Raw genomic sequence first — 23,924 nt, forward strand, 5'->3', positions numbered from 1 at the left:
GATTCAGGCACGGGCGTTCACGTTACCGGCGTGTACAGAGAAACCGGCAACGGTTCCGATGACCACGATCGCCGGAGGCCTGATCTCCGCGTCGCGAACCGCATCGGCGACGGTGCTCAGAGACGCGCGAACTTCACGCTGGGTGCGCATGGTGCCTTCCTGGACGACGATCACCGGGGTGTCGGACGGCCGACCACCGGCGATGAGAACGTCGGCGAACAGCCCGATGCGTTCGACGGCCATCAGCAACACGATGGTGCCCTTGAGTTTGGCCAACGCGTCCCAGTCGACGAGCGAATCGGGATGGTCGGGTGCCACATGGCCGCTGACAACGACGAACTCGTGGGTGACGGCGCGATGCGTCACCGGGATCCCGGCGGACGAGGGCACCGAAATGGCGCTGGTGATGCCGGGCACCACGGTGACCGGAATTCCCTCGGCAGCGAGCGCTTCGAGTTCTTCGTATCCCCTACCGAACACGTAGGGGTCCCCGCCCTTGAGTCGGACGACGAACTTGCCTGCCTTCGCCCCGTCGATCAGCGCCTGGTTGATCGCCTCCTGCGCCATCGCGCGGCCGTACGGAATCTTCGAGGCATCGATGACCTCCACGTGCGGGCCCAGTTCGGCCAGCAGCTCGGGCGGCGCGAGCCGATCGGCCACCACGACATCGGCATAGGCGAGCAGCCTGCGCCCGCGGACGGTGATGAGGTCCGGATCGCCGGGTCCGCCCCCGACCAGCGCGACGCCCGTCAACGGCGCACGGTCCGAGTCGGCGACCACACCGGACTGCAGGGCTTCCATGACGGCATTGCGTACCGCGGCCGATCGACGGTGCTCACCGCCGGCGAGCACTCCGAGGGTCAGCCCGTCCCATTCGGCGGACGCCGGGGTGACCGCGGTGCCGTCCTTGGCGATGTCGGCTCGCACGCAGAAGATCTTGGACGCGGTGGCCTCGGCGACGATGGCGATGTTGGTCGCGGCCTCGTCGGTGCACGCGACGGCGTACCAGGCGTCGGCGAGGTCGCCCTCGCGATAGTCACGCAACTCCATGGTCACCTGACCGGCAGTTGCCATCGCCTCCACAGCGGGCGTGGCCTCCCGAGTGATGACGTGAACCACAGCACCGCAGGAGATGAGCAGCGGCAATCGGCGCTGCGCGACGGTGCCGCCACCGACCACGACGACGCGTCGACCTTCCAGATTGAGGCCGACCAGATAGGGAGAGTCAGTCGCGTTCACGAGAGGAAACGCTACCGCGCGCGCTGCACCCGCTTCTCGTCCCATACGGGCTCGTTCGATTCGTAGGCCTGACCGGTGCTGCCGAACACGAGGAATCGGTCGAAGCTGCGCGCGAACCAGCGGTCGTGGGTCACGGCGATGACGGTGCCGTCGAACGCGGCGATGGCGTCTTCGAGTGCGTCGGCGGACATCAGGTCGAGGTTGTCGGTCGGCTCGTCCAGCAGCAGCAGGGTGGCCCCGGAGAGTTCGAGCAGCAGAATCTGTACGCGCGCCTGCTGGCCACCGGAAAGATTGTCGTAGGACTGTTCGGCGGCTCGGGCCAGACCGTAGCGGTCCAGTGCCCGGCCCGCGGCCTCCCGGCCCATGCCGTCGCGGTGTTCGTTGCCCATGTGCAGGATATCGAGGAGTGTGTTGCCCGCGAGATCGGGCCGAGTGTGGGTCTGCGCGAACAGGCCGGGCCGAACGCGAGCGCCGAGCACCGCGGTGCCGGTGTGCGGAACGGGATCGAGTGCCAGTTCCTGAACCGGCTCGTGCTCCTTCTCCGGATCGGTTCCACCGTTGGCGAGCAAACGCAGGAAGTGCGATTTGCCGGAACCGTTGGAGCCCAGCACGGCGACGCGGTCTCCGTACCAGATCTCGGTGTCGAAGGGCTTCATCAGTCCGGTCAGTTCCAGTGCCGTACACACCAACGCGCGCTTGGCTGTGCGGCCGCCGCGCAGACGAACGGTGACGTGCTGCTTCAACGGCACCGCTTCCGGCGGTCCGGCCTCCTCGAACTTCGCCAATCGAGTCTGGGACGCGTGGTAGCGCGCAGCGACCCCGTCGTTGAACTTGGCCTTCTCCCGCAGGCGCAGCACCAGTGCACGGAGTTTGACGAGTTCCTCGTCCCACCGCCGTCGCAGTTCGTCGAGCCGAGCATTCCGGTCCTCACGCGCAGCGTGATACGTCGCGAACCCGCCGCCGTGCACCCAGGAAGTGGCACCGCTGACGCCCGGTTCCAGGGTCACGATCCGATTCGCGGCGTTGGCGATGAGCTCCCGGTCGTGACTGATGAACAGGACGGACTTGTCGGAATCACGAATGGTCGATTCGAGCCAGCGCTTGCCCGGCACATCGAGGTAGTTGTCCGGTTCGTCGAGAAGCAACAGATTGTCCGAGCCCGCGAACAACGCTTCGAGCACCAGGCGCTTCTGCTCACCGCCACTGAGAGTCGATGCAGCGCGCCACTTCGCGCGGTCGAACGTCATTCCGAGGGCCGCCGTGGTGACCTTGTCCCAGAACGGTTCGAGGTCGTAACCGCCGACATCGCCCCAATCCGACAGGGCCTGCGCGTATTTCATTTGGGTCTTCTCGTCGTCGACCTCGATCATCGTGTTCTCGGCAGTGTCGAGGGCAGCGGCGGCCGTCCGCACGGCCGGGGACGCAACCGACAGCAGCAGATCACGCACTGTCGAGTCGTCTCGTAGCTGGCCGACGAACTGCCGCATCACTCCGAGCGAGCCCGAACTCGACACCGATCCCTCGTCGGGGGTCTCGTCACCCGCGATGATGCGCGTCAGCGTGGTCTTACCGGTTCCGTTGGGCCCGATGAGGGCGGTCTTGGCACCGTCGCCGACACGAAACCCGACACCGTTGAGCAACTGCCGCCCGTCGGGCAGGAAGTAGACGATGTCGTTGAGTTCGAGGTGGGCCACAACGAACCAGCCAACCTCATCGGCCCGGCTATGGCCAATCGTTTACCGTTCGCTAGGCGAGGGCCAGGGTCGACGTCTCGGTGAGCACCTGCTTGCCCGCGTCGTCGACATGAGCATGGTGCACCCGCAACCGGGCGGAGTCGCCGTGCAGAGTCAGCAGCATGACGCCGTTGGCGAACCATGGCCCGGCCTCGGCCTCCCATTCGACACCGGAGGGGCCCACGTGGGCAGCGCGCGCCAGCTTCGACAGAATTCGGGCGGCGGGACGCTTGATGGCCAGCTTGTTGACCGCGCGAATCGGCAGATCGAGTGGATTGCGGAACGGCGACATAGTGAGCTGATACGTGGCCGGTACCTCGCGCCCGCCGACACCGAAGTCCGCGTTCGCCACGTAGGAGCAGTGCACGTCTCCGGACAGCCACATGATCGAGGCGGGTTTGTTCTCGCCGCGGGAGAGCTCACGCGTCAGAGCGGCCATGTCGTTGAACGAGTTGGTGAAAGCGGCCCAGTGTTCGAGATCGAGACCGATCCGCATCTTCTCGGCCACCTTTGCCGACATCGAGCCCCAACTGCCCTGCGCCACAGCCTCGTTCCACTGTTCCAGGTAGTGCAGCGCGGGCAGCATGAGGTAGGGCAACGACGATCCGAACAGCAGATGCCGCGGAGTGGTCTCGAGCGCGCGTTCACGTACCCACGCCCACTCCTTCTCGTCGACCATTTCTCTGTTGTCCGGATCCAGGTTTCGAGAGCAGCGCGAATCGATCATGATCAGCCGCGTGTCGCCGAAGTCGCGGTAGAAGCTCCAGCGTCCGGTCTCGGGCCGCCGGTCGACTCGTAAAGCGAAGTCGGACAACAACTTCTCGCGCTCTGCGTCACTGGCGGCCGATCGTACCGCGGCATACATCTCATCCTGCGCAAGCTCCTTGGGCGAGAGGTTGCCCAAGTGCTGATACACCCAGTACGACGAATACGCGCCGACCACTCGGTCGTTCCACCAGGGCCGCGTCACGATGTCTCGACGCCAGGAAGCGGATGAATTCCAGTCGTCGCGCAGGTCGTGGTCGTCGAGGATCATGCACGACGGGATGCTCGCCAACAGTGTCCGCACCGGCTCGAGTCCCCAGGACTCTCGGTACAGCCACGAGTACTCCTCGAAATCGCAGATCTCGTTCTCCGCGTCGGTACCGACGGCACTGCGTGGACCCTCGCCGGACCGACGCCGCGCCTGCAGCCGTTCGACGATTTCCGGCGACGGATCGTCGGCGTAGACCTGATCGCCCAGGAGCAGCAAGGCCTGCGGCCACCGGCTCGGGTCCTCCTCGATCAGCGCGTTCCCGAGCCCGGCCAACGCGTCGGCTCCGATCTCCTTCAAGGATTCGTCGCTGTAGTTGTCCCCTCGCCGACAGGATCCGAATGCCAGCGTGACAGGCCCTTCGGCGTCGACCGTGTGAATGGCGGCCCTTCGGCCTTCCGGCGGCCACACTCGACGCTCGTCGACGAACACCTCGTAGTGCACCGAAGAGTTGGCGGGCAGACCTTCCAGTGGCACCAGCGCATAGTGGTGTCCGTGCACGCCCCACGTTCGTTCTTCTGCGCGGACGCCGACGTCGGTCACGACCGTTACGGTCGACGATTCGGCCATCTCGAACCACAGGGTCGCAGTCTCGGTGCCGACGTACCGGACGATCGGGCCGAGTAGGACGAGGCTGTCGGAAGTCATTGGATCCACATTGCCTGCGTCGGCCCGCTTTCGCCAGTCAGTGGCGCGGATCGGTCCTCACGAGCGGGCTGCGATCACAACCTTTCCCCGTACGTGCCCGGTTTCGACCAACCGATGCGCTTCGCGCAGCTGCTCGGCATCGATCGGAGACAGAACCGTCGTGACGGTGGTGCGCACCGAACCCGCATCGACGAGCTCGGCCACCCTGGTCAGTAGCTCGTGCTGGCGAATCAGATCCGGCGTGTCGTGCATCGGACGCGCGAACATGAACTCCCAGTGCCACGAGATCGCCTTCGTCTTGAGCGGCAGAACGTCGAGGGTCTCCGGATCGTCGATCGCCACGATCTGACCGAACGGCGTCAACAGGTCCGCGTAGATCTCGACCTGCCCGGAGGAATGAGCAGTGAACACGTAATCGACGCCGTCGGGCGCTACTCGGCGTACTTCCTCCCGAAGATCGCGTCGGTGATTCACCACCTCGGCTGCACCGAGAGAACGGGCCCACTCCTCGGCGTCCTCGTCCGCTGCCGTCGCGATCACGCGGACGCCAGGAACGAGGCCCCGAACCAGCTGCAGCACAACGGATCCCACACCCCCGGTGGCGCCCACCATCAGCAAAGTTCCGGTGGTCTCGGCAGTGATGCGGAGCTTGTCGAACAGACCTTCCCAGGCAGTGATCGCAGTCAGCGGCAATGCCGCAGCCTGTGCGAAATCGAGGGTGGTCGGCTTCTTCGCCACGATGCGTTCGTCCACCGCATGGAACTGCGAGTTCGTTCCGGGTCTGCCGATGTCGCCCGCGTAGTAGACCTCGTCGCCGGGCGCGAACATGGTGACGTCGGCACCGACAGCGCGCACCACACCGGCGGCGTCGAACCCGAGGACCTTCGGGGTGCCCTGCGGATCGTTGCCGGCGCGGACCTTGACGTCCACCGGATTCACCGACACGGCACGCACGTCGACCAGAAGATCGCGCGGGCGCACGGTGGGCAGGTCGAGGACCACATCCGTCAGGCCGGCAGGATCGTCGATCGGAAGCGAGCGGGTGTAGGCAACGGCTTTCATCGTCTCGGTCATACCTACAGGATGGCCCGAACCCCCTGTCCACCGTCAAGGCAGAGCTCGACCACGGCAACGGTGACACCGTCCAGACCGAACCTGGGTACCGTCACCTCCGTCGAACGACCGGCCAGCAGTGCCGCTGCTTCGGCGACGCTGGCGCATCCGACGGCATCGAGCACACGCACCGACACGGTGGGTGTCACGACGGTCGACAGTTCGAGCGCGGAGTACGTCACGCCCCGAACCCCCATGCTCGACGCCACCGCGGCAACCAGGTCGGCTTTCCGGTCGATGGAAGCGATCGCCTCGACGCTCCAGTCCGGTTGCAGCACCGTCGAGATCGCCGCCTCGACGTCGGCGGCATCGACGCCGGCTCGGGCACCTATTCCGACGACGACCCGCATTCTCGCGATCCCACTACACTCGCGCGTAGTCGACTGCGGCGGCAACGAACCGGGTGATGGATCCGGGATTGCCCGCCGCATGGGTGTGCAGGTACGACGCGTGAACACCGCCCTGCACGAATCCCTCGCGCGCCGCAGTTCTGCCGTCGGGGCTCTGCTTGTGCCAGCCCCACGCGGCCGAGGCGCTCTCGCGCACGTCCACGAGTTTCGTTCGGTGGAACTCGTGGCCGGTGACGCGGGTACCCGCGTCGAACAGTGTGGACGATTCGAGGGCAACCGCATCGCGGTATCCCAGCGTGAGGGTGTTCCCGAATTCCGCGTCCACGTCGACGACCCCGGCCATGGCATGACCGTCCAATCGGCTTGCCAGATACAGCAATCCGGCGCATTCGGCATGAATGGGCAAACCCTCGGCCGCGGCCGTCCTGATATCGGCCAGCAGCAGTTCGTTCGCCGCCAACGCGGCCGCATGCTCCTCGGGGAATCCGCCGGGGAGAACGACTGCCGCTGTGCCGGTGGGTAATCCGTCACGCAGTGGATCGAACACGGCGACGTCGGCCCCGGCTGCGCGGAGCAGTTCGACGTGCTCGGTGTATCCGAAGGTGAATGCCGGGCCACCGGCCACCGCGACGACGGGCGATCCCTCGCAGGTGCCTACCTCGTCCTCCGGGGACCACTGCGGCGCTGTCACCGACGATCGAGCCAGGGCGCTCACTGCCTCGATATCGACGAACCTCGAGACGAGGGCGCTCATCGCGTCGACGGCATCGGTTGCGGCACCGCCGTGTTCGACTGCGGTGATCAGCCCCAGATGCCGTGACGGGACCACCAGTTCGCTCATGCGCGGCAACGCGCCGAGTACCGGAACACCTACCCGTTCGCACGCTTGACGCAACACGTCCTCGTGCCGCTGACTGCCGACGCGATTGAGAATCACACCGCCGATGCGGACGCTGGCGTCGAACGTCGAGAACCCGTGCAGCACAGCGGCAAGCGACTGACTGTGTCCACGGGAGTCGACCACGAGGATCACCGGGGCACCGAGCATCGCGGCCACCCGTGCGGTCGATCCCTCGGCGGAGGCCTCACCCGGTCCGGTCATGTCGATCTTGCCGTCGAACAGTCCCATGACGCCCTCGACGACCGCGATGTCGCAGCCCCGACTGCCGTGTCGGAACAGGGGCCCGATGCGGTCGGCACCGACCATCACGGCGTCGAGGTTGCGGCCCGGGAGTCCGGCCGCGAGCGAGTGATATCCGGGGTCGATGTAGTCCGGACCCACCTTGAACGGTGCGACGGTGCGGCCGGCGTTGCGCAGCGCGCCCATCAGTCCGGTGGCCACCGTCGTCTTTCCGCTGCCCGAGGCGGGAGCCGCGATCACCACTGCGGGACAGGACTGGTTCACCATTCGATGCCTCGCTGACCCTTGCGTCCGGCGTCCATCGGATGCTTGACCTTGGCCATCTCGGTGACCAGGTCCGCTGCCTCGATCAGTTCACGGGGCGCGTCGCGTCCGGTGATGACGACGTGCTGATTGCCCGGTCGGCGGGTCAGGACATCGACCACCTCGGCGACGTCGACCCACCCCCACTTGAGCGGGTAGGTGAACTCGTCCAGCACGTAGAAGCGGTGCGACTCCTGCTCGATTCGCCGGGCGATCTCGTGCCAGCCCTCGGCCGCGGCCTCGGCATGATCGACGTCGCTGCCCTTCTTCCGAGTCCACGACCAGCCCTCGCCCATCTTGTGCCATTCGACGGCTCCGCCGACCCCGGTGCTCTCGTGCAGTTCGCCGAGTGTGCGAAACGCCGCTTCCTCGCCGACCTTCCACTTGGCACTCTTGACGAACTGGAACACTCCGACGTCGAACCCTTGATTCCAGGCCCGCAACGCCATTCCGAAAGCCGCTGTCGATTTTCCCTTGCCCGGTCCGGTGTGCACGGCAAGCACGGGCAGATTGCGACGCTGACGCGTCGTGAGACCGTCCTGCGGAACGGTTCCGGGGGCCGGTACACCCTGAGGCATCGCGAACCCCCCCTACGCCGCTGCGCGAACGACTGCGGCGACCTGCTCCGCCGACAGATCCGCCAGCGCCACGTAACCGCCGCCGAGGCACGCCGCGAAATCGGCAGCGAGCCCGAGGCGCACCATTCCCGATTCGCAGTCGACGACGACGGAGGCGATCTTGTCCGACGCGATACGCCCCGCGGCGATCCGGGCCCGGCCGACGGGGTCGGTGCCTCCGGTGGCACGGCCGTCGGTCAACGCGACGACCAGAGCGCGGCGCAGCGGGTCCCGAACACGCTCTCGCAGAACGAGTTCCCGTGCCTGCAGAAAACCCTGCGCCAGTGGCGATCTGCCACCGGTCTTCATCTTCCGCAACCGCGTCACCGCCACGTCCACCGACGACGTCGGCGGCAACACCGTCTCGGCTTCCGTGCCGCGCACGGTGATCACCGCAACCTTGTCGCGGCGCTGATACGCATCGCGCAGCAGCGAGAGCACCGCACCGGTCACCGCGGACAGTCGATCTCGCGCAGCCATCGAACCCGAGGCATCGACGACGAAGACGATCAGGTTGCCCTCGCGGCCCTCCTTGATCGCGCCCCGCAGATCCGCGGGCTCGAGCTTCAGCCGGCCGGAGGTGCGGCCGCGGACGACCTGCTGCTCGGCCGCGGCGAACAGGGTGCCAACCAGGTGCAGGCCCTTGCCCGACTCGACGGTGGGACGTACCGATCGTCCGTGCGCGGACCGTGACCGCGAGCGTCGACCAGGCGCACCCTCGCCCACTCCGGGAACCTCGAGCAACCGGGCTCTGAACTGTGCTCCCGGAGTGCCTGCCTGCTTCTCGCTGCCGGTACCCGAGGGCGGCGGTGGTTGCGCCGAATCCTCGTTCGAATTGGAGGACTGTGTGTCGGAGGACGGGGACTGGGAGGCGTCGTCGGGAGCCTCGGGATCGGGAGCTCCCCCACCACCGTCGGGGTCTGGATCCGGATCCGGCTGCTGCTCGGCCTGTTCGGCCGCGTCCCGCATGGCGTCGTCCAGTTGCTTGTCGTCGATGCCCGGCTCGTCGAAGGGATCGCGCCGACGCCGGTGCGGCAGAGCCAGTTCGGCGGCAATCCGCACGTCTTCCTCGGCCACGTCGCTTGCGCCTCGCCAGGCGGCGTGGGCGGATGCGGTGCGAGCGAGCACAAGATCGGCGCGCATACCGTCGACGTCGAATGATGCGCAGAGCGCGGCGATACGCCGAAGTTCCTTGTCGCTCAACACCACATCGTCGAGAATCTTTCGGGCGGCCAGAATCTGCTCGGCCACGGCGATGTCCTCGTTGCGGTACTCGGCGGCGAACGCATGCGGGTCACGCTCGTAGTTCATCCGGCGGCGGACGACGTTCATGCGAACGTCCACGTCCCGCGACGCCGTCACCTCCACTGCCAGACCGAACCGGTCGAGCAGCTGCGGGCGAAGCTCGCCCTCCTCGGGATTCATCGTGCCCACGAGAACGAATTGCGCTGGGTGAGAATGAGAGACTCCGTCACGCTCGACATGCACCCGACCCATCGCGGCCGCGTCGAGCAACACGTCGACCAGGTGATCGTGCAGCAGATTCACTTCGTCGACGTACAGAACACCACGGTGCGCAGCCGCCAGCAGACCGGGTTGAAACGCACGTTCGCCGTCGCGCAGAACCTTCTCGAGGTCGATGGACCCCACCACTCGGTCCTCCGTTGCCCCCACCGGAAGTTCGACGAGCTTCGCCGGACGCGAGCCGTCCTCGTCTTCCACGGCGGGCAGCAGTGCCGCGAGTGCGCGCACCACCGTCGATTTCGCGGTGCCCTTCTCTCCTCGCACCAGTACACCGCCGATACCGGGGTGCACGGCACACAGAATCAGCGACAACCTCAGCTGATCCTGACCGACGATCGCACTGAACGGATATCCCGGTTCGGGAACACTCCCACTTCGCTGCACAGCCAATTCCCTTCGTGCCCGGAGTTCCGCGCCGGACGTTCGGTCGAGATACGCGAAGCCGAGCGGCGATCTGGCTGACAGGGGAATCTCCTCGAGCGAAGATTCTCCTGAACACAGTGGCGGGACCGCGCCTGATTGACACAGGACTTCTCCGCGACCGACTTCGAACGGAACACTACCGCCGAACGAACGAATGCCACACACGGTAGGGCCGTGTGTGGCATTCGTTCTTGTCGTACTACAGGGAGGTCAGCTCTCGCTCCAGGCGGTGCCGCCACCCCGACGCATCGGCGTGTGCGGGATGCCGTCCTCGAGAACTTCCTCACCGTCCGGCAGGAAGCCGTGCTTGGCGTACATGTCGACGAGGTAGCTCTGAGCGTTGATCCGGCACGGGGCCGAACCGACCTCGGCAAGCGCGGCTCGCAGAATTCGCGTGGTGTGGCCCTGTCCCCTGGCCGAGCGCTGCGTGCAGAGCCGGCCGATACGGAACGCCTTCTCGCCGTCGTCGTGCTCCTCGAGCAGGCGAAGTGTGCACACCACTTCGCCGTCCCGTTCGAGCCAGAAGTGCCGTGTCTCGGTCAGCAGGTCACGCCCGTCCAACTCCGGGTACGCACACGCCTGCTCGACCACGAACACCTCGACACGCAGCTTCAACAGGTCGTACAACGTGCTGTTGGACAGGTCTAGAGCCCATGATCGTTTGAGAGCTGCTGCTTGCGTATTCATACCTTTTGCTATCACACACCCGTGGGCTGTGCGAGCTCACGAGCATTTTCCAGTTGCAGTGTCTTGGACGTCCAGCCCCAGACCTCGTCGAACAACGAGCTGTTCTGCGCCAGCTTGACCCCCAGCGACGGGACCATTTCCTTGAGCTTGGGCTGCCACGCGTCGTACTTGTCACCGAAGCACCGCTGCAGCACGTCCAGCATGGCCGGAACGGCGGTGGATGCGCCGGGAGAGGCACCGAGCAGTCCGGCGATGGTGCCGTCCGCTGCGTTGACCACAGCGGTGCCGAACTCGAGCACACCGCCGCGACCCTTCTTGCGGATCACCTGGACGCGCTGACCCGCGGTGACCAGCTCCCAGTTCTCGCCGAGCACCGAGGGCGCGAACTCGCGCAGCGTCTCGACACGATCTGCCTGCGACTGAGCCAGTTCACTGACCAGATACTTGACGAGTCCGAGTTCGGTCACACCGACCCCGAGCATCGACATCAGGTTTCCGGGCTTCACCGAGGTGGGCAGGTCGGTGATCTTGCCCTGCTTGAGGAACTTGGGCGACCAGCCGGCGTACGGGCCGAACAGCAGACCCTGCTGGCCGTTGATCACGCGGGTGTCGAGGTGCGGGACCGACATCGGCGGAGCACCGACCGAAGCCTTGCCGTACACCTTGGCCGAGTGCTGCTCGATCAGAGCCGGATCGGTGCACCGCAACCACTCGCCGCTGACCGGGAAGCCGCCGAATCCCTTGATCTCCGCGATTCCGGACTTCTGCAGCAGGTGCAGTGCGCCGCCGCCTGCGCCGACGAACACGAACTTGGCGTTGACGGTCTTCTTGACGCCGGTGCGCTGGTTGGCGACCTTGACGTCCCAGCTGCCGTCGGACTGCTTGGTGATGTTGCGCACATCGTGTCCGAAGTGCACTGTGCCGCCCGCGGACGACAGGTAGTTCAGCAGTTGCTTGGTGAGCGCACCGAAGTCGACGTCGGTGCCTTCCTGACTCCAGTTCAGGGCCACGGGATCGGAGAAGTCACGGCCCTTGGCCATCAACGGCAGTCGCGCCGAGAACTCGTCCTCGGAGTCGATGTACTCCATGCCTGCGAACAGTGGGTTGCCCACGAGCGCCTCGTACCGCGCACGGAGGTACTTCACGTTCTCGGCCCCGTGCACGAAGCTCACGTGCGGAATGGGGTTGATGAAGTTCTTGGCGTCGGAGAGCACACCGGTCTCGATGCCGTGTGCCCAGAACTGACGCGACACCTGGAACTGCTCGTTGACGTTGAGCGCCTTGGCGATATCGACGCTGCCGTCCTTGTTCTGCGGCGTGTAGTTCAGTTCGCACAGTGCCGAGTGGCCGGTGCCCGCGTTGTTCCACGCGTCGCTGCTCTCGGCTGCGGCCGCGTCGAGCCGCTCGTAGACGTCGATCGACCAGTTCGGCTCGAGCTGACGGAGCAGCGCACCGAGGGTGGCGCTCATGATTCCGGCACCGACCAGAACGACGTCGGTCTTGATCCGCTTACCCTGCTCATCTTTGGACACTGGAGAATCGACTTCCTTGTCTGTGGAGGTCTCGGCCGGTGGCGGTATCGACCGGAGAACTCTGCTGTAGAGGGCTACTTCACCCGATGCGGTCAGGTTACTAGCTGGGCCTACCCCGTCGGACACCACGTCAACCCGGTTCCGATTGTGCTCCTCGGACGCCGCCCGCGGTGCCCACTACAGTTGTGATCTGTGACTACCTGGGTGCCCGACGTCCTCGGCGACGGCTACGAACAGACGACCATTCCACTCGGCAACGATCCGGACGGCGAAGGGCAGGTCGAGGCCACTCTCGTGCGGTACCAACCGCCCGGTGCCGCCAACTTCGAGCGTTCGGTGATCTACGTCCACGGGTTCACCGACTACTTCTTCCAGCGCCACATCGCCGAGCACTTCGCAGCGCAGGGATACGCCTTCTACGCCCTGGACCTGCGTAAATGCGGACGCTCGCGCCGCGAGGGCCAGACCGCACACTTCGTGACCGATCTGGCGATGTACGACGCCGAGCTGAACGAGGCTCTCGCCCTGGTCCGCACGGAACGCCCGGGTGCCCCGGTCCTACTCATGGCGCACTCGACCGGCGGCCTCGTACTGCCGCTATGGCTGAACCGTCTCAACCGTCAGGAGGGCGGATCGGCCGGGCTGGGCCTGTCGGGTGTGGTCCTCAACAGCCCGTGGTTCGATCTGCAGGGCCCACCTGCCATCCGCAGCGTCGGTACCGCCGCGATCGACGTCATCGGCAGGTTCCGGTCCAAGGCACAGGTTCCCGGCGGCGGGCTCGATACGTACGGGTTGTCGCTCGCGGCATCGGAAAACGGCGAGTGGGACTACGACCTCGACTGGAAGCCCCTGGCCGGCTTCCCCATCACCTTCGGGTGGATTCGCGCCGTCCGCCACGGACACGCCGAACTTCATCGCGGCCTCGACATCGGTATCCCCGCACTGATTCTGCGCTCCAAGGTGACGCACTTCTCGCGCCGATACAGCTCCGCAGTCGACGCCGCAGACGCCGTACTCGACGTTCGCCAGATCGCGCGCTGGGCGGGCTGCCTGGGCGACCGCACCACGATCGTGCCCATCGAGGGAGCCCGCCACGACGTCTTCCTGTCCACCGAGACTCCACGCGCTCGGGCCTTCGAGGAAATGGACGAGTGGATCGAGTGGTTGCACCGAAGCGAGAGCACCGACCACGCGTCGGGCAAGGACCACACCGAGAGCGGGCACATTTCATGACCGAGCATTTCGACGTCGCGATCATCGGCTCCGGATCCGGCAACTCGATCGCCGATTCGCGCTTCGAAGACAAGAAGATCGCTCTGATCGAGGAGAACTCGACCTTCGGCGGCACCTGCCTCAACGTCGGCTGCATCCCCACCAAGATGTTCGTCTACGCCGCCGAGGTTGCGCGGACGGTACGCGATTCCTCGAAATACGGTGTCGACGCCCACGTGGACGCAGTGCGCTGGCCGGACATCGTCGATCGCGTCTTCGGCCGCATCGACCCGATCTCGGAGGGCGGCAAGCGTTACCGCGCCGAAGGCAGCCCCAATCTCACCCTGTTCGAGGGTCACGCGCGCTTCGTCGGCCCGCGCACCATCGACACCGGCACCGGCGCCGTGATCACCGCCGACCAGATCGTCGTCGCCGCCGGATCGCGTCCGACGGTGCCGCAGGCCATCGCCGATTCGGGTGTCGCGTACCACACCAACAGTGATGTGATGCGTCTCCGCGAGCTACCCGAGCACCTGGTGATTCTCGGATCCGGTTACATCGCAGCAGAATTCGCGCACGTCTTCTCGGCTCTCGGCTCCAAGGTGTCGATCGTCGCCCGCAAGGACACCTTGCTCCGCGCACTCGACGCCGACATCTCGAAGCGATTCACCGAGCTCGCCCGCGCCAAGTGGGACGTACACCTCGACTCCGGCGAGACCACTCCCCTGTCCGAGGGCGGGTTGCACGGGGTCCAACTCGCCGACGGCACCAAGGTCCTCGGCGATGCGTTCCTCGTCGCCGTGGGCCGCGAGCCCAACGGAGACCGTCTCGATCCGGCTGCGGCAGGCATCGAGCTCGACGACGAAGGCCGCATCGTGGTGGACGAATTCGGCCGCACCACGGCCGAGGGAGTGTTCGCACTGGGCGACGTATCGTCTCCGTACCAACTCAAGCATGTGGCCAACCAGGAAGCTCGGGTCGTTCAGTACAACCTGCTGCAGGACGCGTGGCACGGCGACACCTCGACGCTACGGAAGAACGACCATCGGTTCGTTCCCGCTGCGGTGTTCACCGATCCCCAGATCGCCGAGGTGGGCATGACCGAAGAGCACGCCCGCGACGCCGGCCTGGACATCACCGTCAAGGTCCAGAACTACGGAGATGTCGCCTACGGCTGGGCCATGGAGGACAGCGAAGGTCTGTGCAAGATCATCGCCGAGAAGGGCACCGGGAAGATCCTCGGCGCGCACATCATCGGCGCACAGGCCCCCACGTTGATCCAGCCACTCATCCAGGCCATGAGCTTCGGTTTGTCCGCCCAGGACATGGCCCGCGGTCAGTACTGGATCCACCCCGGTCTTCCCGAGGTGGTCGAGAACGCTCTCCTGGGACTCGAACTGTAGTTCCGGTTCACCAGGGGCTGGTGCGGAGCACGATCTCGGTGGCCAGCGCAGCCGGCTCGTCGGCGACGACATTCGCGCTGCCGTCGAGTTGGACCACGCGGAAGTCCGCGTAGACGAACCGTCCGCTCGCGTCGGCGGATGCGCGGCCCAACGAGGACCCGACGACCAATGTCGTCGGCAGCTCGACCGGGGGGCAATCCGCGCCGCGTACGGTTCCCTGCTCGTCCGCGATCGCGGGGTGGCACCGGTTCACCGCGATCAGACTTGCGAAGCGTCCGAAGGTCTTGGCGGCCAACGTCCATGCCGTTTCCGCACCCGCTCCGCTGCCGACGAGGTGCACCCACGACAGCTTCAGCTCGTCGAGAACCGTCAGGATTGCCTCGTCGCTGATGCCGTCGATGCTCTCCAGCGCAACAGTTTTCAGATCCGAATTGTGCAACCGTTCACTGACGGCGTCGTAGACATCCACCGGATCGCCTGCATCGGGAAGCAAGAGAACGGCGTGCCTGCTGTCCGGGCCTGCGACTCGCACCGAACATTGCCCACCCGCAGCACTCACATGCGTGAACTCCATGGGGACGACGGTACTGCCTCTTGCGCCGACCACGCGTCGGTTCTATGGTTAGTTACATGAGTAATGAACCACTGAGGCAAGCAACCTCGACGCACCGGCGGCGGTTCTGATGGACGAGGGCAGGCCTATCTTCCTGCAGATTGCCGAGATGATCGAGAACTCGATCATCGACGGCTCCCTTTCAGAGGAAGAGCAGGTCCCCTCGACCAACGAACTGGCCGCATTCCATCGAATCAACCCGGCCACCGCAGGAAAGGGACTCGCCAAGCTCGTCGCCGACGGTGTCGTCTACAAGAAACGAGGTATCGGAATGTTCGTGACCACAGGCGCTCGGGACGCTCTTCGATTCCGTCGCCGAGACCTCTTCGCTCGCCAGTACATCGATCCGCTCGTCACCGAGGCTCGCAAGCTCGGCATGACCGTCGACGAACTCAAGACCATGCTCGACAACTGGGAGGCAGCACGATGAGCGTCCACACCCTCGACTCGTTCGACGAACCCAGCAGCATCGTTGCGTCGGCCACGCACCTGACCAAGAATTTCGGCTCGTTCACCGCGGTGGACGATGTGAGTTTCGAGATCGAACGCAACAAGATCTACGGCTTCCTCGGCCGCAACGGCGCGGGTAAGACCACCGTCATGCAGATGATGACGGCTCAAATGCGCCAGAGCGCCGGGGACATCTCGGTATTCGGACAACGTCCGTGGGAAAACCCTCACGCGCTCGGTCACGTGTGCTTCGTCAAGGAAAGCCAGAAATATCCCGACGATCTCAAGGTCAAGCACGCCGTCTCGCACGCGTCACATGTCCTTCCACACTGGGACGGCGACTTCGCCGCCGAGTTGCTGCGCGACTTCGACCTGCCCCTCGGCCGCAAGATCAAGAAGCTCTCGCGAGGAATGACGTCGGCTCTCGGAATCGTCATCGGACTCGCGTCGCGTGCACCACTGACCTTTTTCGACGAGCCCTACTTGGGACTGGACGCGGTCTCGCGACACCTGTTCTACGACAGATTGCTGGCCGACTACGCCGAGCACCCCAGGACCATGGTTCTGTCCACTCACCTCATCGATGAGGTCAGCGATCTCATCGAACACGTGATCCTCATCGACAAGGGCAGGATCGTGCTCGACGACGAGTCGGATACCCTGCGCGAGAGTGCGTTCGAGATCACCGGTCCTGCGCCGGCTGTCGACGCGTTCGCCGCTGCTCACCGGACCCTGCACCGCTCCGCTCTTGGACCGAGCGTACGAACGACGATCGACGCCCGACTGACTGCTCAGCAGAGATCCGACGGCCGAGCCGCAGGGCTCACCATCGAAGCTGTTCCACTGCAGCAGTTGATCATCGAACGCACCACCGCCGAGGAGGCGTTGTCATGAAACGGATACTGAACGTAGCTCGCATCCACAACACTTCGTGGGCAACGACATTCGTGTGGCCGATGGCGGTTCTCGCGATTGCCTTCGTGATCACCTTCGGCATATTTCTGGTCATCCCGACCACAGACTCCGAATACAACTTCACCGGTAGCGTCTTCTCGATCTATGGATTCGCCATGGCGTTCTACATCACCGCGATCACTCAGTGCTTTCCCTATGCCCTGGGTCTGAGCATCACTCGCCGCGAATTCCTCACCGCCACAGCGTTGGTAGGTGTATGCCAGTCGATTGCATTCGGCACGATCATCTACGTGCTGTCCTTGATCGAAGCAGCCACGGATGGATTCGGCCTGAAACTGCGAATGTTCGGCATCGCTCGGTACGCGACAGACAATCCGTTGGTGCAGTGGGCCGCACTCGTTACCGTCATGCTGCTCCTCGGCGGCTTCGGTGCATTCATCGGCGTCGTGTATCGACGGTTCCGCACCAACGGATTGTTCACCCTCGGACTCGGAGCGCTAGTAGTCTTCGGCGGCGGATCTGTACTCGTGACCTGGCAGAACTGGTGGCCCAACGTCGGCGATTTCTTCACCGACACACCGCGAATTCTGCTACTGGTCGTCATTCCGTTGACCATCACGGCGATACTGTCTGCGGCCAGCTGGTTCGGTCTGCTCAAAGCAACTGCGTGACAATGGTGTCGAGGCCCGGATCGACGCCGTGCTCGATGAGGTCGAGTACGGCGTCGACGTCGAGGTTGTCTTCCACCAGATCGGCCAACAGATCCAACTGCTGCTCCCGCAGTGCCGCGACCGACGTGTCGGGTGCCACCTCGAATCCCGTACGACCCGACTTCTCTGCCACCCAGGTGAGCAGGGAGCGACGGAAATCGTCGGACTCGAGCAATCCGTGCCAGTGGGTACCCAGAACGCTGCCGCGTAGGCTGCCTTCGGCGATACCCGACGCGGTGGTCGACAAGGCGTCGTCGCCGTTTCGTGCGACCCTGCCGTGGTGAATCTCGTAGCCCGACACGGGATTCGGGCCGAACTGTATCGACTGCCCCGCCACCTGCGCGAGTACCTTGTCGGCTGCGAACTCGATGTCGAGATCGAGCAGACCGAGACCCCGGACTGCCCCCGCTCCGGATTCGACGGTGTCGTCGATCGTTCGGCCCAACATCTGATAGCCACCGCAGATCCCCAGAACCGGAAGGCCCGCAGCCCCGCGTGCCGCAATCGCATCGGCAAGACCGGTGCGCCGCAACCACTCCAGGTCCGACACGGTGGACTTGCTGCCCGGAACGACCACCAGATCCACATCCTCGAGCCGGGACGGCTCGGTGACCCAGTGGACCGACACCCCGGGCTCGCAGGCCAACGCCTCGACATCGGTGGTGTTGGAGATTCTCGGCAAACGCACCGCAGCGACGCGCAACCACTGCGAGCCGTGCGGTGCACGCGGCCGCCCCACCGGAGCATCGGGAACGGTTCCGAGTGAATCCTCGGCGTCCATCCACAATCCGTCTGCGAAGGGAACGACACCGTACGTCGGACGTCCCGTCAACGCGCGCAACTGATCGAGACCGGGTGCCAGCAGAGCAGGATCACCGCGGAACTTGTTGATCACGAATCCGGCGACGAGCGCCTGATCCTCCGGAGACAGCACCGCAACGGTGCCGAACAGATGAGCCAGCACTCCCCCTCGATCGATATCCCCCACCACGATCACCGGAAGAGACGCCGCCGTCGCCAACCCCATGTTGGCCAGGTCCGTGGCGCGCAGATTGATCTCGGCGGGCGAGCCCGCCCCCTCGCAGATCACCACATCGAATTCCTCACGCAGAGAGGCCAATTCGTCTGCCACCACGGCGCGCAACGACTTCCGATGCTCGATGTAGTTGCTCGCACTCACCTGCGCAACGGCCCGCCCGCGCACCACCAACTGCGAGGTCCGGTCACTCCCCGGTTTCAGCAACACCGGATTGAAGCGGACACTCGGCTCGAGACCACAGGCCGACGCCTGCATCGCCTGCGCTCGACCGATCTCACCGCCGTCGAGCGTGACCACCGAATTGTTGGACATGTTCTGCGCCTTGAACGGAGCAACCCGCACGCCCCGTCGTGCCAACATCCGGCACAGGCCGGCGACCAACACACTCTTGCCTGCGTCGGATGTCGTCCCCGCAACCAGCAAGGCACCTTTCGGATTCACGGCATCGTATTTCTATTCACTCCGCAGGCTCCGCTCACGGGAGGGTCAGAATCTCGCTGCCCGTCTCGGTGACCACGAGAGTGTGCTCGAACTGCGCGGTCCACTTCTTGTCGTGCGTGACGACCGTCCAACCGTCGTCCCACATCTCGGCGTTGATCGTGCCCAGGTTGATCATCGGTTCGATCGTGAACGTCATACCCGGCTCGATGACGGTGTCCACCGACGGCTGGTCGTAATGCAGAACGACCAGACCGTTGTGGAAGGTGGTACCGATGCCGTGGCCGGTGAAGTCCTCCACCACGCCGTAGCCGAACCGGTGCGCATACGACTCGATGACGCGGCCGATCACGTTGAGCGCGCGCCCCGGCTTGACCGCCTTGATGGCACGCATGGTGGCCTCGTGCGTACGTTCGACCAGCAGGCGCGCTTCCTCGGAGACGTTGCCGGCAAGAAAGGTCGCGTTGGTGTCGCCGTGGACGCCGTCGATGTACGCGGTGACGTCGATGTTGACGATGTCGCCGTCCTCGATCACGGTGGAATCCGGGATGCCGTGGCAGATGACCTCGTTCAGGGAGGTGCAGCAGGACTTCGGGAACCCTCGGTAGCCCAACGTGGACGGGTACGCACCGTGATCGATCATGTACTCGTGGGCAATCCGGTCCAGCTCGTCGGTGGTGATTCCCGGCGCCACCGCCCGGCCCGCTTCCTGTAGTGCCCTGGCCGCGATCTTCGACGCCACTCGCATCTTCTCGATGACCTCGGGGGTCTGGACCCAGGGCTCACTGCCTTCGGCCACGGTCGACTTCCAGGCGTATTCGGGGCGCTCGATGGACTTGGGCACCGGGAGGACGGGCGATACGACGCCTGGTACGAGTGGCTGACGGGGCTTGCTCTCGGCGGTCACAGACATGGCGTCCAGAGTAGTCGGCTCGTATTCGGCCCCGAACCGCAGCGCAGTGGCCCGTGCCAGTCGAAACAGCGCTTGCCGTTGTGGATATGATCTGGATCACGTTCGTCGCTCGTGCATCCGACACGGGAAAGGAAGCTCCGTGGTCCATTCGAATCTGTTGCGGCCCCGTGACGGCGATGCCCTACGCGCCGAACTGCGCCAGGTGGCAGCGGCGTCCGACGTGCCCGTCGTGTTCGGCGGCGAGGTCTCCTCGGAGACCCTGTACCTGAGTGAATTCCACGGAACCAGAACCCGCGGCCTGGACGGACTCGCCATCCCACCCAGATCCGGCCTCGGCGGGCGAGTCATGGAACAGCGCAGGCCCGCGGCCGTGAGCGATTACGGCGCGTCGATGTCGATCACCCATCACTTCGACCGACCGGTACTCGGCGAGGGCCTCAAATCGATACTGGCCGTGCCGGTGGTCGTTGCCGGTGTGGCGCGAATAGTGATGTACGCGGCCCTACGCGAACGCGGCCCCCTCGGAGATCGCGTCGGCGACATCATGACGACCGCCGCCAGGCGTCTCGGCCAGGAGATCTCCGTGCGTGACGAGGTCGACCGCCGGATCCGTCTGCTGGCGACCACCCGCTCGATGCTCGACTCGGATCTCTCCCGCACGGCCGAACTGCGCAGCGTCCACGAGGAACTGTCCGATCTCGCCCGATCTGTCGGTGACGTGGCCATCCGGCGCAGACTCGACGCGGTCGCAGCCCGCGTGGCCGCGTCGTTCGGCCAGGAGATGCCCCACGACCCGCGGACCCAGGACGTGTCGCAGTCGCTGACACCACGAGAGATCGACGTGATCTCGCAAGTTGCTCTGGGCTGCACCAACATCGAGGTCGCCGCGCGTTTGTCGATCGGTGCCGAGACCGTCAAGTCGTACCTGCGCAGCGTGATGCGCAAAACCGAATCGCACACTCGATACGAAGCCGTGGTGGCCTGCCGTCGACTCGGAGTGCTGCCCTCCTGAACCGGGCACACCGCCGAGCGGTCAGTACCCGGGCGGCAGTTGCTCGAACATCTCTCGGGTCACCGCGACCGCATTGTCCGAGCTGCCGCCCCGCACCACGAGGGTGGCGAAGGCGATGTCTCCGCGGTAGCCGACGAACCACGAGTGCGAGCCGCCGTCGACCTCTGCTTCGCCGGTCTTGCCGTACACCTCGCCCTGGTCTGCGATGCGCTCGGCCGTACCGCTGGTGACCACCGAACGCATCATCCCGCGCAGCCCGTCGACCATCGCAGGCTCGATCTGCGGATGCTCTCCTGTGATCACGGTGTCGCGTCCGACCAGGAGGTTCGGCACCGGCGTCGAGCCATGGGCCACCGTCGCGGCGGCCAGGGCCATACCGAACGTCGACACGACCACTCGGCCCTGACCGAAGCCGTCCTCGGTGCGCTGGACGAGCTCCTCGGCCGGGGGCACCGAACCGGAATCGGTAGGCAGCCCGACGACGTCGTAGTCCGGCCCGACGCCGAACTGGGATGCCGCCACGGTCAATGCATCCGGTGTCATCTCGCTGGCCAGCTTGGCGAACGAGGTGTTGCACGAGCGAGTGAACGCAGTACTCATCGTCACGTCACCCAGTGCGAACTCGTTGTAGTTGGGCACACTGCGCTCACCGATGACGATTCGACCCGGACACGGGACGGTGCTTCCCGGAGACGCGAGTCCGCTCGAGATGGCGGCACCGGCGGTGATGATCTTGAAGGTCGATCCGGGTGGGTAGAGGCCGGCCGACGCGACCGGTCCGTCCCGATCGGCAGCCGGGTTCTGTGCCACCGCCAGAATCGCCCCGGTGGACGGCTGGATGACCACCGTCATCGCCTGCTCGGTGCGTGCGTTCACCGCACGCTGCGCCGCGACCTGAATGTTGCGATCGAGACTGATGGAGAACGACGGAGAGGGCTCCGGCGGAGTGTCGGTGAGGACATCGATGTCGACGCCGTTGCGATTCGTGGTGACCACACTCCACCCCGCCTTGCCGTCGACCTCGTCGATGACGGCCTTCTTGACCTGGCCGACCAGGTCCGGCGCGAACGTGGGGTCGGTGGACACCAGATCCGATTCGTCGGATGCGGTCACTCCCGGGATCTCGGTCAGCGCGGCCGAGATGGGCTGGTAGTCACTGTCTCGAAGCAACGCCACCGGATAGTCGCCGTCGACAGAGGTGGCGGATTCGACGATGGACTGCGCGGTGATGGACGCATCGAACGGCGTCAGCAACGTCGACAGCGCCGTCGCCGAGGCAACCACATTGTTCGCATCGGCCGCGTCGAATTTGATTCGGTGCACCACCCCGGGCACCAACACATCGGTCCCGGAGCGCTCGTTGACTCGTGCGCGAGGAGCCGCCGTGGATCGCAAGGACATCGTCTGAGTGTCACCGAGCTTGGGATGGATGTCCGACGCCGTCCAGCGCACCACCCACTCGCCCTCGCTGCGACCCATGTTCAGCTGACCGTCGTACGTCCACACCCGATCTTTCGGCAGCTGCCACGTGTATTTGTAGCCGACTGTGGCGGTGTCGCCGTCGACCTGCACCGACGTCGTCTCCGCTTCCAGAGCCTCGGCCTGAAGATTGGTCCACGCCTCGGTCAGTGCCGTGGCCGCCGCGTCGGGCTTGTCGGTGTCCGCGGCCGCGGCGGCGATGTCGTTGGACTCGAACGCGGCGAGAAATGCCTGGGCAGCCGGCTCCGGGCCGTCGGGCTTGGGGGTACATCCGGCGAGGGCGGCAGCAACGACGGCTGCGACCACCGATACCGCGCCGATCCGATACCGCACTTCGGTTGCACCACGTGATCTCATTGCGCCCCATAGTAATAGGGCGCTGCCTCCGGCTGCGGCAACGAATCGCGGTTCGGCACAACCCGTTCGAGCGACGGCCGATCTAGTCGAGGAGCACGGTCGTGAAGGTCGCCACCTGGGTCAGACCGATCTTCGCGTACGCCCGTCTGGCGACGTAGTTGAAACTGTTGACGTAGAGGCTTGCGGTGCGGCCCTGGCGGACCACCGAATTCACCACCGCTGCGGTACCGGACGCACCGAGACCGTGCCCACGCCGATCGGGGTGAACCCATACCCCCTGGATCTGCCCCACCGTCGCCGACTGCGACCCGATCTCGGCCTTGAACACCACCCGACCGTCCTCGAATCGAGCCCACGCACGCTGCGCGGCAATCAGACTCGAGATCCGTCGCCGGTATCCGCGGCCGCCGTCGTTCTGCCTCGGGTCGACTCCGACTTCCTCGATGAACATGGCCACGGCCGCAGTCAGATACACGTCCAGTTCCTCTGGGCGAACGAGACGTACGTGTGGATCGGGGGTGACCCACGATCGAACCGACGTGGCCAGCAGTGGCTGCTCACCGCGAACCTCACGAGCCGGGCCCCAGTCGGTTTCGAGCATCTCCCACAGCGGCAGTGTCAGTTCGGCTCGACCGACCAGCGAGGAACACAGCCGTGGACCGCGACATGCGCGGTCGGCGAACGACCGCAGATCGTCACTCGATCCGAGCAGAGGGACGAGGTTGGCTCCGTAGAAACACAACGACTCGTCCGGTCCGCCCCGGCTCCACATCTCACCGTGAAACGACCTCGGATCCAGTCCGGATTCCTGCACCCTCGCGGCGACCATGCAGGTGGCAACCGGGTCGGCATCGAGCACTCGTAAGACATGCGCAACGTCCCGATTACCGAGAGGCTTCGCACCGAGGAGCTTGAGCACCTGCCGACCTCCTGACCCACCTACCGCATACACACCGACCGAGCGTGTAGCGAATCATTCCAGAGAACCTGTTCCCTCGGTGGCAGAGCGGCAAACCGGACACCGACCGGATCGATCCTGC

The 23,924-nt window shown here is 65.3% G+C and carries 21 protein-coding genes; 6 read left to right on the forward strand and 15 right to left on the reverse strand.

Annotation, left to right across the window (positions count from 1 at the left end):
* Positions 1-3 precede the first annotated feature (3 nt).
* The 10 genes from cobA to mqo all read right to left on the reverse strand — a co-directional run bounded on the left by cobA (position 4) and on the right by mqo (position 12,343).
* Positions 4-1,239: a uroporphyrinogen-III C-methyltransferase gene (gene cobA / locus CH291_RS23820; protein ID WP_373455155.1), complete on the reverse strand. Its 1,236-nt coding sequence runs from the start codon at positions 1,237-1,239 to the stop codon at positions 4-6.
* An 11-nt stretch (positions 1,240-1,250) separates the two neighbouring features.
* Complete coding sequence (locus CH291_RS23825; RefSeq protein WP_094688779.1) at positions 1,251-2,933, reverse strand: ATP-binding cassette domain-containing protein; 1,683 nt, start codon at positions 2,931-2,933, stop codon at positions 1,251-1,253.
* Between the two features lie 52 nt (positions 2,934-2,985).
* A complete protein-coding gene (locus CH291_RS23830; RefSeq protein ID WP_068050231.1) occupies positions 2,986-4,653 on the reverse strand; it encodes a DUF7800 domain-containing protein in 1,668 nt (555 codons plus the stop codon).
* A gap of 57 nt (positions 4,654-4,710) precedes the next feature.
* The gene (locus tag CH291_RS23835; RefSeq protein WP_094688781.1) at positions 4,711-5,727 is read right to left on the reverse strand and encodes a zinc-binding alcohol dehydrogenase family protein; all 1,017 of its coding nucleotides are present in this window, start codon (positions 5,725-5,727) and stop codon (positions 4,711-4,713) included.
* Between the two features lie 2 nt (positions 5,728-5,729).
* On the reverse strand, positions 5,730-6,116 hold the full coding sequence (locus CH291_RS23840) for a cobalamin biosynthesis protein (protein WP_068050234.1): 387 nt from the start codon (positions 6,114-6,116) through the stop codon (positions 5,730-5,732).
* Between the two features lie 13 nt (positions 6,117-6,129).
* Positions 6,130-7,524, reverse strand: a complete 1,395-nt coding sequence (locus tag CH291_RS23845; RefSeq protein ID WP_179276641.1) for a cobyrinate a,c-diamide synthase — start codon at positions 7,522-7,524, stop codon at positions 6,130-6,132.
* On the reverse strand, positions 7,518-8,138 hold the full coding sequence (cobO, locus tag CH291_RS23850) for a cob(I)yrinic acid a,c-diamide adenosyltransferase (protein WP_094642174.1): 621 nt from the start codon (positions 8,136-8,138) through the stop codon (positions 7,518-7,520). Before cobO ends, CH291_RS23845 begins: the two co-directional genes overlap by 7 nt.
* A 12-nt stretch (positions 8,139-8,150) precedes the next feature.
* The gene (locus CH291_RS23855; protein ID WP_179276642.1) at positions 8,151-10,091 is read right to left on the reverse strand and encodes a magnesium chelatase subunit D family protein; all 1,941 of its coding nucleotides are present in this window, start codon (positions 10,089-10,091) and stop codon (positions 8,151-8,153) included.
* A gap of 243 nt (positions 10,092-10,334) precedes the next feature.
* The gene (locus tag CH291_RS23860; RefSeq protein WP_068050238.1) at positions 10,335-10,811 is read right to left on the reverse strand and encodes a GNAT family N-acetyltransferase; all 477 of its coding nucleotides are present in this window, start codon (positions 10,809-10,811) and stop codon (positions 10,335-10,337) included.
* A gap of 11 nt (positions 10,812-10,822) precedes the next feature.
* On the reverse strand, positions 10,823-12,343 hold the full coding sequence (gene mqo, locus CH291_RS23865) for a malate dehydrogenase (quinone) (RefSeq protein ID WP_068050240.1): 1,521 nt from the start codon (positions 12,341-12,343) through the stop codon (positions 10,823-10,825).
* Positions 12,344-12,535: 192 nt separating this feature from the next.
* Between mqo and CH291_RS23870 the strand changes: the two genes are divergently transcribed.
* Entirely contained in the window at positions 12,536-13,576 is a 1,041-nt protein-coding gene (locus CH291_RS23870) for an alpha/beta hydrolase (RefSeq protein WP_068050242.1), read from the forward strand.
* A complete protein-coding gene (gene mtr / locus CH291_RS23875) occupies positions 13,573-14,958 on the forward strand; it encodes a mycothione reductase (RefSeq protein WP_094642178.1) in 1,386 nt (461 codons plus the stop codon). Before CH291_RS23870 ends, mtr begins: the two co-directional genes overlap by 4 nt.
* A 7-nt stretch (positions 14,959-14,965) precedes the next feature.
* On the opposite strand, the gene CH291_RS23880 is transcribed toward mtr, so the two are convergent.
* Positions 14,966-15,532, reverse strand: a complete 567-nt coding sequence (locus CH291_RS23880; protein WP_094669816.1) for an alpha/beta fold hydrolase — start codon at positions 15,530-15,532, stop codon at positions 14,966-14,968.
* A gap of 106 nt (positions 15,533-15,638) precedes the next feature.
* On the opposite strand from CH291_RS23880, the gene CH291_RS23885 reads away from it, so the two are divergent.
* From CH291_RS23885 to CH291_RS23895, 3 genes are read left to right on the forward strand one after another with little or no spacing between them, the layout of a single operon-like run.
* On the forward strand, positions 15,639-16,001 hold the full coding sequence (locus CH291_RS23885) for a GntR family transcriptional regulator (RefSeq protein WP_179276670.1): 363 nt from the start codon (positions 15,639-15,641) through the stop codon (positions 15,999-16,001).
* Entirely contained in the window at positions 15,998-16,915 is a 918-nt protein-coding gene (locus CH291_RS23890) for an ABC transporter ATP-binding protein (protein ID WP_094688785.1), read from the forward strand. The genes CH291_RS23885 and CH291_RS23890 overlap by 4 nt, the downstream gene beginning before the upstream one ends.
* Positions 16,912-17,607 (forward strand): ABC transporter permease, encoded by a 696-nt coding sequence (locus CH291_RS23895; protein ID WP_094669814.1) that lies wholly within the window; start codon positions 16,912-16,914, stop codon positions 17,605-17,607. The genes CH291_RS23890 and CH291_RS23895 overlap by 4 nt, the downstream gene beginning before the upstream one ends.
* Here CH291_RS23895 and CH291_RS23900 read toward each other — a convergent pair.
* Entirely contained in the window at positions 17,591-19,126 is a 1,536-nt protein-coding gene (locus tag CH291_RS23900) for a cobyric acid synthase (protein ID WP_094688786.1), read from the reverse strand. The two genes, CH291_RS23895 and CH291_RS23900, sit on opposite strands and share 17 nt — an antisense overlap.
* A 34-nt stretch (positions 19,127-19,160) precedes the next feature.
* Complete coding sequence (gene map / locus CH291_RS23905) at positions 19,161-20,036, reverse strand: type I methionyl aminopeptidase (protein ID WP_094688787.1); 876 nt, start codon at positions 20,034-20,036, stop codon at positions 19,161-19,163.
* 139 nt (positions 20,037-20,175) lie between these two features.
* On the opposite strand from map, the gene CH291_RS23910 reads away from it, so the two are divergent.
* A complete protein-coding gene (locus tag CH291_RS23910; RefSeq protein ID WP_255183280.1) occupies positions 20,176-21,048 on the forward strand; it encodes a helix-turn-helix transcriptional regulator in 873 nt (290 codons plus the stop codon).
* 21 nt (positions 21,049-21,069) lie between these two features.
* Here CH291_RS23910 and CH291_RS23915 read toward each other — a convergent pair whose 3' ends face one another.
* Both CH291_RS23915 and CH291_RS23920 read right to left on the reverse strand, forming a co-directional pair.
* Positions 21,070-22,884, reverse strand: a complete 1,815-nt coding sequence (locus CH291_RS23915; RefSeq protein WP_179276643.1) for a penicillin-binding transpeptidase domain-containing protein — start codon at positions 22,882-22,884, stop codon at positions 21,070-21,072.
* A gap of 82 nt (positions 22,885-22,966) precedes the next feature.
* Positions 22,967-23,803 (reverse strand): GNAT family N-acetyltransferase, encoded by an 837-nt coding sequence (locus CH291_RS23920; protein WP_094688788.1) that lies wholly within the window; start codon positions 23,801-23,803, stop codon positions 22,967-22,969.
* Positions 23,804-23,924: the final 121 nt, after the last annotated feature.

The organism is Rhodococcus sp. 14-1411-2a (assembly GCF_002259485.1).
GTDB lineage: Bacteria > Actinomycetota > Actinomycetes > Mycobacteriales > Mycobacteriaceae > Rhodococcoides.

Bases quoted from the DNA above. Each gene is read 5' to 3' on its own strand.
- map (WP_094688787.1), bottom strand. From the start codon at position 20,036: ATGTCTGTGACCGCCGAGAGCAAGCCCCGTCAGCCACTCGTACCAGGC.
- CH291_RS23845 (WP_179276641.1), bottom strand. From the start codon at position 7,524: ATGGTGAACCAGTCCTGTCCCGCAGTGGTGATCGCGGCTCCCGCCTCG.
- mtr (WP_094642178.1), top strand. From the start codon at position 13,573: ATGACCGAGCATTTCGACGTCGCGATCATCGGCTCCGGATCCGGCAAC.
- CH291_RS23915 (WP_179276643.1), bottom strand. From the start codon at position 22,884: ATGAGATCACGTGGTGCAACCGAAGTGCGGTATCGGATCGGCGCGGTA.
- cobO (WP_094642174.1), bottom strand. From the start codon at position 8,138: ATGCCTCAGGGTGTACCGGCCCCCGGAACCGTTCCGCAGGACGGTCTC.
- CH291_RS23835 (WP_094688781.1), bottom strand. From the start codon at position 5,727: ATGACCGAGACGATGAAAGCCGTTGCCTACACCCGCTCGCTTCCGATC.
- CH291_RS23880 (WP_094669816.1), bottom strand. From the start codon at position 15,532: ATGGAGTTCACGCATGTGAGTGCTGCGGGTGGGCAATGTTCGGTGCGA.
- CH291_RS23840 (WP_068050234.1), bottom strand. From the start codon at position 6,116: ATGCGGGTCGTCGTCGGAATAGGTGCCCGAGCCGGCGTCGATGCCGCC.
- CH291_RS23890 (WP_094688785.1), top strand. From the start codon at position 15,998: ATGAGCGTCCACACCCTCGACTCGTTCGACGAACCCAGCAGCATCGTT.
- CH291_RS23830 (WP_068050231.1), bottom strand. From the start codon at position 4,653: ATGACTTCCGACAGCCTCGTCCTACTCGGCCCGATCGTCCGGTACGTC.
- CH291_RS23860 (WP_068050238.1), bottom strand. From the start codon at position 10,811: ATGAATACGCAAGCAGCAGCTCTCAAACGATCATGGGCTCTAGACCTG.
- CH291_RS23895 (WP_094669814.1), top strand. From the start codon at position 16,912: ATGAAACGGATACTGAACGTAGCTCGCATCCACAACACTTCGTGGGCA.